Source organism: Streptomyces venezuelae, from assembly GCF_008642275.1.
GTDB lineage: Bacteria > Actinomycetota > Actinomycetes > Streptomycetales > Streptomycetaceae > Streptomyces > Streptomyces venezuelae_E.
The window spans coordinates 4,100,814-4,113,039 of record NZ_CP029189.1 but is presented as its reverse complement, the minus strand read 5'-3'; the positions used below and the strand labels follow the sequence as shown (position 1 = coordinate 4,113,039).

13 protein-coding genes are annotated in these 12,226 nt (G+C 71.4%); 5 read left to right on the top strand and 8 right to left on the bottom strand.

Features of this window, described 5'->3' with window-relative positions; genetic code table 11:
- Positions 1-11 precede the first annotated feature (11 nt).
- Positions 12-734 (bottom strand): NUDIX hydrolase, encoded by a 723-nt coding sequence (locus DEJ51_RS18205; protein ID WP_150258538.1) that lies wholly within the window; start codon positions 732-734, stop codon positions 12-14.
- Between the two features lie 184 nt (positions 735-918).
- A complete protein-coding gene (nth, locus tag DEJ51_RS18200) occupies positions 919-1,767 on the bottom strand; it encodes an endonuclease III (protein WP_223835861.1) in 849 nt (282 codons plus the stop codon).
- 271 nt (positions 1,768-2,038) lie between these two features.
- Between nth and DEJ51_RS18195 the strand changes: the two genes are divergently transcribed.
- Positions 2,039-2,713: a Crp/Fnr family transcriptional regulator gene (locus DEJ51_RS18195; RefSeq protein ID WP_003981529.1), complete on the top strand. Its 675-nt coding sequence runs from the start codon at positions 2,039-2,041 to the stop codon at positions 2,711-2,713.
- Between the two features lie 143 nt (positions 2,714-2,856).
- Entirely contained in the window at positions 2,857-3,663 is an 807-nt protein-coding gene (locus DEJ51_RS18190) for a nucleotidyltransferase domain-containing protein (protein ID WP_150258536.1), read from the top strand.
- Positions 3,664-3,700: 37 nt separating this feature from the next.
- Here the strand turns inward: DEJ51_RS18190 and DEJ51_RS18185 are convergent, their stop codons facing one another.
- The 5 genes from DEJ51_RS18185 to DEJ51_RS18165 form a co-directional block, all read right to left on the bottom strand.
- Positions 3,701-4,000 (bottom strand): hypothetical protein, encoded by a 300-nt coding sequence (locus DEJ51_RS18185; protein WP_150258535.1) that lies wholly within the window; start codon positions 3,998-4,000, stop codon positions 3,701-3,703.
- Positions 3,997-4,842 carry an MBL fold metallo-hydrolase gene (locus DEJ51_RS18180; protein ID WP_150258534.1) on the bottom strand — a complete coding sequence of 282 codons (846 nt, stop codon included), beginning with the start codon at positions 4,840-4,842 and terminating at the stop codon, positions 3,997-3,999. Before DEJ51_RS18180 ends, DEJ51_RS18185 begins: the two co-directional genes overlap by 4 nt.
- Positions 4,839-5,846, bottom strand: coding sequence for an NUDIX hydrolase (locus DEJ51_RS18175; protein ID WP_150258533.1), 1,008 nt, complete (start codon positions 5,844-5,846; stop codon positions 4,839-4,841). Before DEJ51_RS18175 ends, DEJ51_RS18180 begins: the two co-directional genes overlap by 4 nt.
- Positions 5,847-6,026: 180 nt before the next feature.
- Positions 6,027-6,497: a RidA family protein gene (locus DEJ51_RS18170; protein ID WP_150258532.1), complete on the bottom strand. Its 471-nt coding sequence runs from the start codon at positions 6,495-6,497 to the stop codon at positions 6,027-6,029.
- Positions 6,494-6,655: a DUF4177 domain-containing protein gene (locus DEJ51_RS18165; RefSeq protein ID WP_007264966.1), complete on the bottom strand. Its 162-nt coding sequence runs from the start codon at positions 6,653-6,655 to the stop codon at positions 6,494-6,496. The genes DEJ51_RS18170 and DEJ51_RS18165 overlap by 4 nt, the downstream gene beginning before the upstream one ends.
- Positions 6,656-6,822: 167 nt before the next feature.
- Here DEJ51_RS18165 and DEJ51_RS18160 point away from each other — a divergent pair, with 167 nt between their 5' ends.
- Positions 6,823-7,806, top strand: a complete 984-nt coding sequence (locus DEJ51_RS18160) for an ArsA-related P-loop ATPase (protein WP_150258531.1) — start codon at positions 6,823-6,825, stop codon at positions 7,804-7,806.
- Positions 7,803-9,143, top strand: coding sequence for an ArsA family ATPase (locus DEJ51_RS18155; RefSeq protein WP_150258530.1), 1,341 nt, complete (start codon positions 7,803-7,805; stop codon positions 9,141-9,143). The genes DEJ51_RS18160 and DEJ51_RS18155 overlap by 4 nt, the downstream gene beginning before the upstream one ends.
- Before the next feature lie 29 nt (positions 9,144-9,172).
- On the opposite strand, the gene DEJ51_RS18150 is transcribed toward DEJ51_RS18155, so the two are convergent.
- Entirely contained in the window at positions 9,173-9,523 is a 351-nt protein-coding gene (locus DEJ51_RS18150; RefSeq protein ID WP_030009547.1) for a WhiB family transcriptional regulator, read from the bottom strand.
- Positions 9,524-9,908: 385 nt separating this feature from the next.
- On the opposite strand from DEJ51_RS18150, the gene DEJ51_RS18140 reads away from it, so the two are divergent.
- Positions 9,909-12,206, top strand: coding sequence for a transglycosylase domain-containing protein (locus tag DEJ51_RS18140; RefSeq protein WP_150258529.1), 2,298 nt, complete (start codon positions 9,909-9,911; stop codon positions 12,204-12,206).
- The last annotated feature ends 20 nt before the right edge of the window (positions 12,207-12,226 follow it).

Below are 12,226 nucleotides of genomic sequence, written 5' to 3'. Positions count from 1 at the left end.
GGGCCACCGTCTCATGCGCGCCAGTCGAGTGGGACTTGTCGTGAGCGGTCCCACGGACGCTCCCAACCCGCGAAATGCAGGATCCGGTCGATCACTCCGGCGGTGAAACCCCAGACCAGAGCCGATTCGACGGTGAATCCCGGCCCCAGATGACCGCTCGGATGAACGGTCGTGACCCGGTGTCCGGGGTCCGTGAGATCGGCCACGGGAACCGTGAAGACCCGCGCCGTCTCGGCGGGGTCGACGGCTCCGACCGGGCTGGGGTCGCGCCACCACCCGAGGACCGGGGTCACGACGAACTCGCTGACCGGGATGTAGAGCCGGGGCAGCACGCCGAAGAGCTGGACGCCGGCCGGATCCAGCCCGGTCTCCTCCTCGGCCTCGCGCAGCGCGGCCCGCAGCGGGCCGGAGGTGTACGGATCGCCGTCCTCCGGATCCAGCGCCCCGCCGGGGAACGACGGCTGGCCCGCGTGCGAGCGCAGGGTGCCGGCGCGCTCCATCAGGAGCAGCTCGGGGCCGCGGGCGCCCTCCCCGAAGAGGACGAGGACGGCGGACTGCCGCCCGCGGCCGTCCTCGGGCGGCAGGAACCGGCTCAGCTGCCCCGGCTGCACGGACCGGGCGGCCTCGACGACCGGGTCGAGCCACCCGGGCAGGCCGTCGGTGGTGACGGCGGGGCCGCCCCCCTCGCGGGACCCCACCGTGGTTCCGGTCTCGTCCCGTGTACCGCGCGTCATAGGCACCTCTGTCCGCGTCGTCCTGTCCAGCGCCGTCTCCCCACACCGCAAACGCGGTCCGGGTACCGATTCGTTCCTGACTCCCCGAGTTCACGGATCTTCACGCGTGCGCGCGCCTCCGAGTTCACGGATCTTCACGCCTGCGCGCGTCCCCGTTCCCCGCCGTGCCGGCTCCGGACGGCCGCTACGACGCCACCGCGGCCCCGCCCAGCGGCGGAGCGGGGAGGCCCGGGTAGTCCGGGGGCGGGGTCAGCCGCTGGCCCGGCTGGCCGCCCTTCTCGTACTTGAGCAGCTTCTTCGCCTTCTCCGGGTCGGTCTCGCCCTCCCCGTACGCGGGGCAGAGCGGTGCGATCGGGCAGGCCCCGCAGGCGGGCTTGCGCGAGTGGCAGATCCGGCGGCCGTGGAAGACGACCCGGTGCGAGAGCATCGTCCACTCGCTCCTGGGGAAGATCGCGCAGATCTCCGCCTCGACCTTCTCCGGGTCCTCCTGCTCGGTCAGCTTCCAGCGGCGCACCAGCCGGCCGAAGTGGGTGTCCACCGTGATCCCCGGGACACCGAACGCGTTGCCGAGGACGACGTTCGCGGTCTTGCGACCCACCCCGGGCAGCGTCACCAGGTCCTCTATCCGGCCCGGCACCTCCCCGCCGAAGTCGTCCCGCAGCGCCTGCGAGAGGCCGAGCAGGGACCTCGACTTGGCCCGGAAGAACCCGGTCGGCCGGATCAGCTCCTCCAGATCCTCGGGGGCGGCCGCGGCCATGTCCTCGGGGGTCGGGTAGGCCGCGAAGAGGGCCGGGGTCGTCTGGTTCACCCGCAGGTCGGTGGTCTGGGCGGACAGCACCGTCGCGACGAGCAGCTCGAAGGGATTGCGGAAGTCGAGCTCCGGATGGGCGTACGGATAGATCTCGGCCAGCTCGCGGTTGATGCGCCGCGCCCGGCGCACCATGGCCAGGCGCGATTCCGGCTTGGGCGGCTTCGGTTTCTTGGCCGAAACTTTGCCCTGAGGGGTGGCAGCGACCCTCGCGGGCGTCTTCACTGGGACATGTTCGCCCACGGCTGAATTTGGGGGCTCCGTCACTCCGCCGGACCCCTTGGCCTGTGCTCTCACCGGCTTATTGGACACCCGGCCAGCCTAAGGCCGCCCGCTGACACCCGCCCGGACCTCAGGTAACACCACTCCGATTGGCCTCGCGCCGCACAGCACGCCCGTCCGTCCGGCATCCTTGTGATTGATCGCACTGATACAGCCGTCCGGCAAAATGGGGAGCACCGGTCCCCCTGAGCCGGTCGACATAGGAGAGAGACTCGTGGACGACGTTCTGCGGCGCGCCCCGCTCTTCGCGGCGCTCGATGACGAGCAGGCCGCGGAGCTCCGCGCCTCCATGGGCGAGGTGACCCTCGCACGCGGTGACGCCCTGTTCCACGAGGGCGACCCCGGCGACCGGCTGTATGTCGTGACCGAGGGCAAGGTGAAGCTCCACCGCACCTCCCCCGACGGCCGCGAGAACATGCTGGCCGTCCTCGGCCCCGGCGAGCTGATCGGCGAGCTGTCGCTCTTCGACCCGGGCCCGCGCACCGCCACCGCCACCGCGCTGACCGAGGTCAAGCTCCTCGGCCTCGGCCACGGTGACCTCCAGCCCTGGCTCAACGCCCGGCCCGAGGTCGCGACCGCGCTGCTGCGCGCCGTCGCCCGCCGCCTGCGCAAGACCAACGACCAGATGTCCGACCTGGTCTTCTCCGACGTTCCCGGCCGTGTGGCGCGGGCACTCCTCGACCTGTCGCGCCGCTTCGGCGTGCAGTCGGAGGAGGGCATCCACGTGGTGCACGACCTCACGCAGGAGGAGCTGGCCCAGCTCGTCGGCGCCTCGCGCGAGACCGTGAACAAGGCCCTGGCCGACTTCGCGGGCCGCGGCTGGCTGCGCCTGGAGGCGCGTGCGGTCATCCTGCTCGACGTGGAGCGTCTCGCGAAGCGCTCCCGCTGACACCGGCCACGGCCGTTCGAAGGGGTCCTGCCCGACCGGGCAGGACCCCTTCGTGTTTCCCCGGCCGCCGTTCGCCGGCCGGTCCACGCGACGCACGGCGCCCGGTACGCCGCCCCGGGCGGGCGGCCAGGCACAGTGGAGCCATGGAGCACAGAGGGCTGGACGCGTACGGGTACTTCGAGCGGGAAGGGTCCCTCGGGCGGGTGCAGAACGAGTTCAAGGGCGTCGTGGCGGCCGCCCGCGCCCGGACCGGCGAGGCGTACGGACGGCGGCTGCACAGCGCGTACCTCTACGGGTCCGTGCCGCGCGGGACGGCCCGGCGCGGGCGGTCGGACCTGGACCTGCTGCTCGTACTCCACCACGAGCCCACCGGCGAGGACCGGGACACCGCCGAGGTGCTGGCCCGCGGGCTCGACGAGGACTTCCCGGAGGTCGACGGGGTCGGCATCCTGCTCCACGACAAGGTCGCCGTCCTGAGCGAGGCGGAACGTTTCGACCTGGGCTGGTTCCTCGCCTGCCTGTGCACCCCGCTGCTCGGCGCGGATCTGGCCGAGCACCTCCCGCGCTACCGGCCGGACAGCCTGCTCGCCCGCGAGACCAACGGCGACCTGGCCGACCTGCTGCCCCGGTGGCGGGCGCGGGTGCGGGAGGCGTCGGACCCGGAGGAGTACCGGAAGCTGAGCCGCTTCTTCTCCCGGCACCTGGTGCGCACCGCCTTCACGCTGGTCATGCCCCGGTGGGGCGGCTGGACCAGCGACCTCGGCGAGTCCGCGGAGATCTTCGGCATGTACTACCCGCAGCGCGCGGCGCAGCTGGAGGCGGCGGCCGCCGTCGCGCTGGACCCCGTGGCGGACCCCGAGGTGCTGCGCGGTTACGTCGAGGACCTCGGGCCGTGGCTGGCGGACGAGTACACGGCCCGGCACGGCACGAAGACGCCGCGCCGGGGCTGAACGCCCTGGGCGACGGCCCCGGCGGGCACTCGCCGGCTCAGGCCTTCTCGGCCTCGGCGAGGGCGTCGACGGCCAGCTTGGCCTCCGCAAGGCCCGCCCCGGTGATCCGGCGGTACTCCTTGATCGCCGAGATCTGCCGGTCGGCCCTGAGATGGGCCCGCACCTCGTCCATCCCGGCGGGCTCGGGCTCCTCGATGCCGAAGTGCTCCAGGACCAGGGCCAGGCGGCGCTCCATACGGTCCGCCTTGTTCTGGAGGCTCTGGACCCTCAGGGTCACCGTGGAGGTGATCCATCCGGCCGTCGCGACCAGCACGACCAACAGGAACACGGTGTTCATTCGGGCCCTCCCGGGATCAGTCCGTGATCTTGAAGGTACTCCAGCTGCGCCCGGACGGACCATTCCGCGGCCGGCCACAGGGAGCGGTCCACGTCCGCGTAGACCTGGGCGACGACCGCCTCCGGGGTCAGGCAGCCGTTCTCGACGGCGGTCTCGACCTGGGCGAGCCGGTGCGCGCGGTGGGCCAGGTAGAACTCGACGGCGCCCTGTGCGTCCTCCAGGACCGGCCCGTGACCCGGCAGGACGGTGTGCACCCCGTCGTCCACGGTGAGCGAGCGCAGCCGGCGCAGGGAGTCCAGGTAGTCGCCGAGGCGGCCGTCGGGGTGGGCGACGACGGTGGTGCCGCGGCCCAGGATGGTGTCGCCGGTCAGCACCGCCCGGTCGGCGGGCAGGTGGAAGCAGAGCGAGTCGCTGGTGTGGCCGGGGGTCGGCATCACGCGCAGCTCCAGCCCGCCGGTCCGGATCACGTCCCCGGCGGCCAGGCCCTCGTCGCCGAGACGCAGGGCCGGGTCCAGGGCGCGGACCTTCGTACGGGTGAGCTCGGCGAAGCGGCCGGCGCCCTCGGCATGGTCCGGGTGGCCGTGGGTGAGCAGGGTGAGGGCGATCCGCTTGCCCGCCTCCTCGGCGGTGGCGATGACCGCCCGCAGGTGCGCTTCGTCCAGCGGGCCGGGATCGATCACGACGGCGAGGTCGGATCCGGGCTCGGACACCAGCCAGGTGTTGGTGCCGTCGAGGGTCATCGCGGAGGCGTTGGGAGCCAGGACGTTCACCGCGCGGGCGGTCGCGGGCCCTGAGGTGACCACTCCGCGGGGCTGTCCGGGCAGTGCGGCGGCGTCGGTCATGCGGGGCCTCCGGAACCTGCGGGATCGGCGGAACCCGCGGGATCCGCGGGACCTGTGGGATCTGCGGGACCTGCCGGATCGGCGGGGTCCGGGGACGCGGCGGGCCCGGCAGGACGACCGGGGCGGACGCGCTTGGTGAACTCGTCGTGCCCCGGCCAGCTGAGCACCAGCTCGCCGTCCTCCAGCGTGGCCCGGGCCAGTACCGGGGCGAGGTCCTGCCCGGCCGCGGCGGCGAGTGCGCCCCCGGCGCTCCCGTACGGCTCCAGCGACCGCAGCGTGGAAATGGTCGGCGGCATCATCAGCAGCTCGCCCTTGTCGTATCCGGCGGCCGCGTCGGCGGGGCGGATCCACACGGTCCGGTCGGCCTCGGTGGAGGCGTTGCGGGTGCGCTGGCCCTCGGGGAGGGCGGCGACGAAGAACCAGGTGTCGTAGCGGCGCGGCTCGAACTCGGGCGTGATCCAGCGCGCCCAGGCCCCGAGCAGGTCGGAACGCAGCCGCAGGCCGCGACGGTCGAGGAACTCCGCGAAGGACAGCTCCCGCGCCACGAGGGCCTGCCGGTCGGCCTCCCAGTCGTCCCCGGTGGTGTCACCGACGATCTCGTCCGGGGTCTGCCCGGCGAGCAGGACACCCGCCTCCTCGAAGGTCTCCCGTACGGCACCGCAGACGATCGCCTGGGCCGTCAGGGGGTCGGTCCCGAGCCGGGCCGCCCATGCCTCCCGGGACGGACCCGCCCAGCCGACCTGGTGCTCCTCGTCGCGGGGATCGACCCCGCCGCCCGGATAGGCGTACGCGCCCCCGGCGAAGGCCATGGAGGCCCGCCTGCGCAGCATGTGCACGGCGGGACCCTCGGGGGTGTCGCGCAGGAGCATCACGGTGGCGGCGCGCCGCGGCTCCACCGGGACGAGCGAGCCGTCCGCGAGCGCGCGGATGCGGTCGGGCCACTCCGGCGGGTACCACTGGCCTCCGGCGGGGGGCTGCTGCTGACCATGCTGACCATTCGGCATGGCCGGATGCTACGGCCATCCGGCCCGATGTTCGAGGGTCTCCCGTCACGGGCGGCCGACACGGGGCGCCGGCGCCGCTGGCGGCCACCGCGCTCCCGCCCCCCGGCGGTGCCACGCACGACGGGCCGGGAACCGCGCGGCGCGCGACCCGGCCCGTCCTGGCGGAACCGCCCCGAGGGGTCAGGCTCCGGCGACCAGCTCCACCTGGATCTCGACCTCGACCGGCGCGTCCAGCGGCAGGACCGCCACGCCGACCGCGCTGCGGGCGTGGACGCCCTTCTCGCCGAGGACCTTGCCCAGCAGCTCGCTCGCACCGTTCAGCACGCCCGGCTGGGCCGTGAAGTCGGGGGCGGAGGCGACGAAGCCGACGACCTTCACGACACGCGCGATCTTGTCGAGGTCACCGACGACGGACTTGACGGCGGCCAGGGCGTTCAGCGCGCAGGTCGCCGCCAGCTCCTTGGCCTGCTCCGCCGAGACCTCGGCGCCGACCTTGCCGGTGATCGGCATGCTGCCCTTGACCATCGGGAGCTGGCCCGCGGTGAAGACGTACGAGCCCGAGCGCACGGCGGGCTGGTACGCGGCCAGCGGCGGGACGACGTCGGGGAGCGTCAGGCCGAGCTCGGCCAGCTTCGCCTCTACGGCGCTCATGCCTTCTCCCGCTTGAGGTAGGCCACGAGCTGCTCGGGGTTGTTCGGGCCGGGCACGACCTGGACGAGCTCCCAGCCGTCCTCGCCCCAGGTGTCCAGGATCTGCTTGGTGGCGTGAACCAGCAGCGGGACCGTCGCGTATTCGAACTTCTTGGTCATGGGAGCGAGGGTAGTGCCTGTCGTGCGGGGCGCATGCCGCCCCCGGAACCGACGTCCGGCCACCTCACCCGGGCAGGCGCGGACGTAACGGAGCTCACCCCCCGAACACTCCGGCAGAACCACCCGGCACCCCCGGAGCCGAACCCGAGGAATTAGGCTCGGACGCTGTGAGCAGGCTCCAGGTGGTCAGCGGCAAGGGCGGCACCGGCAAGACCACGGTCGCCGCGGCACTCGCGCTTGCCCTCGCACGCGAGGGCGGCCGGACTCTTCTGGTGGAGGTCGAGGGCAGGCAGGGGCTCGCGCAGCTCTTCGGCGCCGAGGCACTCCCCTACGAGGAACGGAAGATCGCCGTGGCGCCCGGCGGGGGCGGTGAGGTCTACGCGCTCGCCATCGACGCCGAACGGGCACTGCTGGACTACCTCCAGATGTTCTACAAGCTCGGTTCGGCCGGCCGCGCGCTCAAGAAGCTCGGCGCCATCGACTTCGCGACGACGATCGCGCCGGGACTGCGCGACGTGCTGCTGACCGGCAAGGCGTGCGAGGCCGTGCGGCGCAAGGACAAGAGCGGCCGGTTCGTCTACGACCACGTCATCATGGACGCGCCGCCGACCGGCCGGATCACCCGCTTCCTGAACGTCAACGACGAGGTGGCGGGCCTGGCCCGGTTCGGGCCGATCCACAACCAGGCCCAGGCCGTCATGAAGGTCCTGAAGTCCCCCGAGACCGCCGTGCACCTGGTCACCCTGCTGGAGGAGATGCCCGTCCAGGAGACCGCGGACGGCATCGAGGAACTGCGCCGCGCCGGACTTCCGGTCGGACGGGTCGTCGTGAACATGGTCCGGCCGCACCACCTGGACGAGGACACCCTGCGCACCGCGGCCGGCGACCACCGCGCCGGGGTGGCGAAGTCGCTGTCCCGGGCGGGCCTCGGCGGCGCGCGGCGCGGCGGGCTGGCCGAGCGGCTGGTGGACCCGCTGCTCACGCAGGCTGCCGAGCACGCGAGCCGGGTGGAGCTGGAGCGCGCGCAGCGCGCCGTACTGGCGGGGCTGGACCTGCCGACGTACGAACTGCCCCTGCTCGGCGCGGGGATGGATCTGGCCGGGCTGTACGCGCTGGCCAAGGAGTTGCGGAAGCAGTCGGTGGCCGAATGAGCGAGGGGGTGGGCACCGTGGGCATGGACACTCCGCCACGGCTGGCGGTCGACCGGCTGTTGGACGACCGGGAGACCCGGATCATCGTGTGCTGCGGGGCGGGCGGGGTCGGCAAGACCACCACGGCCGCGGCGCTCGGCGTACGGGCGGCCGGGCGCGGGCGCAAGGCGGTCGTGCTCACCATCGACCCGGCGCGGCGGCTCGCGCAGTCGATGGGGATCGACTCGCTGGACAACACCCCGCGCAAGGTGGAGACCGTGGGCGCTGGCGACGGTGAACTGCACGCCATGATGCTGGACATGAAGCGGACCTTCGACGAGATCGTCGAGGCGCACGCGGACGGCGAGCGGGCCCGGGCCATTCTCGCCAACCCGTTCTACCAGTCGCTGTCGGCCGGCTTCGCGGGCACGCAGGAGTACATGGCGATGGAGAAGCTGGGGCAGCTGCGGGCCCGGGACGACTGGGACCTGATCATCGTCGACACTCCGCCGAGCCGGTCCGCGCTGGACTTCCTGGACGCGCCGAAGCGGCTCGGGTCCTTCCTCGACGGGAAGTTCATCCGGGTGCTGATGGCGCCGGCGAAGGTGGGCGGCCGGGCCGGGATGAAGTTCCTGAACGTCGGCATGTCGATGATGACCGGCACCCTCAGCAAGCTGATGGGGGCCTCGCTGCTGAAGGACGTCCAGACCTTCGTGGCCGCGATGGACACGATGTTCGGCGGCTTCCGCACGCGCGCGGACGCGACCTTCCGGCTCCTCCAGGCGCCCGGCACGGCCTTTCTCGTGGTCGCCGCGCCCGAGGCGGACGCCCTGCGCGAGGCGGCGTACTTCGTGGAGCGGCTGGCCGCGGAGAGCATGCCGCTGGCCGGTCTGGTACTGAACCGGGTGCACGTCAGTGGCGCCGACCAGCTGTCCGCAGAGCGGGCGTTGGCCGCCGCAGAGAATCTTGAAGAAGGCGGCATTGTCGATCAGGAGTCCGGGAAAGCTGGACTTCGTGACCCGGGCGCGGAGCCCACGGGTACCACCGAGACCGCCCCGACCGAACGGACCGCTCAGACCACACGGACCGCTCAGACCGCGAACCCTCCCGAGACAGGCTCTCCCGGCACCGAAGGCGATACCGCGGTCGTCGACCGGATCACGGCAGGCCTGCTGCGCCTGCACGCCGAACGAATGCAGGTGATCGCGCGTGAGCAGCGCACACGCGATCGGTTCACCTCACTGCACCCCGAAGTGGCGGTGGCGGAGGTGGCCGCCCTGCCCGGCGATGTGCACGACCTCGCCGGGCTACGGGCCATCGGAGAACGACTCGCGGCCGGGGTGCCGGCCGGAGCGTAGGCGTTCGTACGTCGTGGCGGCCGTGTGATCTACCCGGCTGCCGCGTACGTCTCGTACGACACGTCGATCTCCGCGTCTGCATCCATGGTGAGGATGCCCGTACTGCGCTCGTACTCCGTACGTGCGGTTTCGAGCAGCCGTCGCCACGAGGTGACGGTGGGACGCCGGCGCAGCAGCGCACGCCGTTCCCGCTCGGTCATTCCGCCCCATACGCCGAACTCGACACGATTGTCGAGCGCGTCGGCCAGGCACTCGGTCCGCACCGGACATCCGGTGCACACCGCCTTGGCCCTGTTCTGTGCCGCTCCTTGAACGAACAGTTCATCCGGATCGGTAGTGCGGCAGGCTGCCTGCGCACTCCAGTCGGTAACCCAGCCCATCCCGGCGCCGTCCTCTCCCGAATCGAGGCTCCCCCACGGCGGTAGCGGCATATTCACCGCTGCCAGTTGAGGACGTTACGGAAGGCGAGCACGGTGCAACACCCCCGACGGGCCCAATCTTGAATGGTCCGAACGGACTATGGGTAAGCGGCAGATCACCCGACGGAGTGATCCGGCGACATGCCCGACCATTGCGGCAATTCGGGTGTAATCGTCGCTTCTACTTCAGCGGAGGGGCGAGATTCGGACATGTGTCCACCCCATTCGGGAAGGGTGAAAATCAAGCCGAGGGGTTGATGTCGCACCACACTGCTGTGACAGTTGGGGACAGCTTAGGCCAAGGCATTCGCACGTGTCCGGCGAATGAGAACGTAGGCTGCCCCCTATGGGAAAGAACCGCTCGGGCGGCGGGCTCACGGGGAGCCAGCAGGCCGCCAAGTTCCTCGGAGTGTCCGTCCTCTCCGGGGTCGTACTGGCCGGCATGGCGATTCCGGCCGCAGGCGCCCTGGGCCTGGCGGCCAAGGGGACGGTCGAGGGATTCGACGAGATCCCGGCCAATCTCAAGACTCCGCCACTGAGCCAGCGGACCACGATTCTGGACGCCGAGGGTGGCACGATCGCCACCGTCTATTCGCGCGACCGTCAGGTGGTCCCCCTCACGGCGATCTCCCCGTACATGCAGAAGGCGATCGTCGCCATCGAGGACTCGCGTTTCTACGAGCACGGTGCGGTCGACCTCAAGGGCATCCTGCGCGCGGTCAACCGCAACGCGCAGGAAGGCGGCGCCGCACAGGGCGCCTCCACCCTGACCCAGCAGTACGTGAAGAACGTGTTCGTCGAAGAGGCCGGTGACGACGAGACCAAGGTGCGCGAGGCCCAGGAGAAGAGCCTCGGCCGCAAGATCCGCGAGCTGAAGTACTCGATCCAGGTCGAGGAGGAGCTCGGGAAGAAGAAGATCCTCGAGAACTACCTCAACATCACCTACTTCGGGCAGCAGGCGTACGGAATCGAATCCGCCGCCCAGCGCTACTTCAGCAAGCCGGCCAAGGACCTGACGCTGGAGGAGTCCGCGCTGCTCGCGGGCGTCGTGCAGTCGCCGAGCCGGTTCGACCCGGTGAACGACGCGCAGGAGGCGATGAAGCGCCGCAACATCGTCCTGCAGCGGATGGCCGACACCAAGGACGTCTCGCAGGCGGAGGCGGACGCGGCGAAGGCCAAGCCGGTCACGCTCAAGGTGACCAAGCCGAAGAACGGCTGCATCACCGCCGTCAAGGGCGCGGGATTCTTCTGCGACTACGTGCGCAACTCCTTCCTGACCGACACCGCCTTCGGCAAGACGCGCGAGGACCGGGCGAAGATCTGGAACCAGGGCGGCCTGACGGTACGCACCACCCTTGACCCGCAGTCGCAGGACGCGGCGAACGAGTCGATCAAGGACCACGTCTACCAGGAGGACTCGATCGCGACGGCTGTGACCATGGTCCAGCCGGGCACCGGCCGGGTGCTGGCGATGGGTCAGTCCAAGCCGTACGGCTTCGGGAAGAACGAGACGCAGATCAACTACTCCGTGGACAAGCGGATGGGCGGCTCGAACTTCGGCTTCCAGGTCGGCTCGACCTTCAAGCCGTTCATCGCCGCGGCCGCCATAGAGCGGGGCATGCCGGCGACCAAGGTGTACCCGGCGCCGAACAAGCTGGAGTACCCGACGCCGATCTCGCGCTGCGACGGCACCTCGTGGCTGAACCTCCCGATCAACGGGAAGATCCAGACGGCGAAGAACGAGACCGAGGACGAGGTCGGCCCGTACGCGTTGCGGACGGCGATGGAGAAGTCCATCAACACCTACTTCGTCGAGATGATCGGCGAGATCGGCCTCTGCCCGGTGACGGAGATGACGCAGAAGCTCGGCGTGGTCCCGGCCGACGGCTCCAAGATCCCCGAGGCTCCGTCGATCGCGCTGGGCTCCGCCGAGCTCTCGCCGCTGACGATGGCCAACGCGTACGCGACCTTCGCCAACCGCGGTGTCTACTGCACCCCGGTCGCCATCGAGTCGATCACCGACGCGCACGGCAAGGCGCTCGCCGTACCGAAGGCCAAGTGCGAGCGGGCGATGGCCACCGAGACGGCCGACACCATCAACACCCTGCTGCGCGGAGTGGTCGACTCCGGCACCGGTGAGCGGGCCGGTCTGAGCGACCGCGACAGCGCCGGCAAGACCGGTACGACGGACGAGCGCTACAACGCCTGGTTCGTCGGCTACACGACGAACGTCTCCGGCGCGGTGTGGGTCGGTTCGGGCGGCGCGAAGAAGATCACGATGGAGAACATCGTGATCGGCGGCAAGCCCTTCGACAAGGTCTTCGGCGGCGGTCTGCCCGGCCCGATCTGGAAGGACGCGGTCAGCGGCGCGCTCTCCGGCCGCGAGTCGGGCACCTTCGTCACGGTCGGCATCGCGGAGCCGACACTCCCCACCGGAGGCCCGCGCGGCAACAAGCCCCCCACGACCCCGAACCGGCCCGGCAAGCCCGGCGGTGACGGCAAGCCCGGCGGCCGGCCAGGCGGTCAGAACGGCGGGAACAACGGAGGCGCCACCGGCGCGACGGGCGACGTCGAGCCGCAACCCCCGTTCCCCGGGATCTCGATCGACCCGAACACCGCCGGCGTGATCGGCGGCCGCGACTGACCGGTGACGGTCGGCGGTCG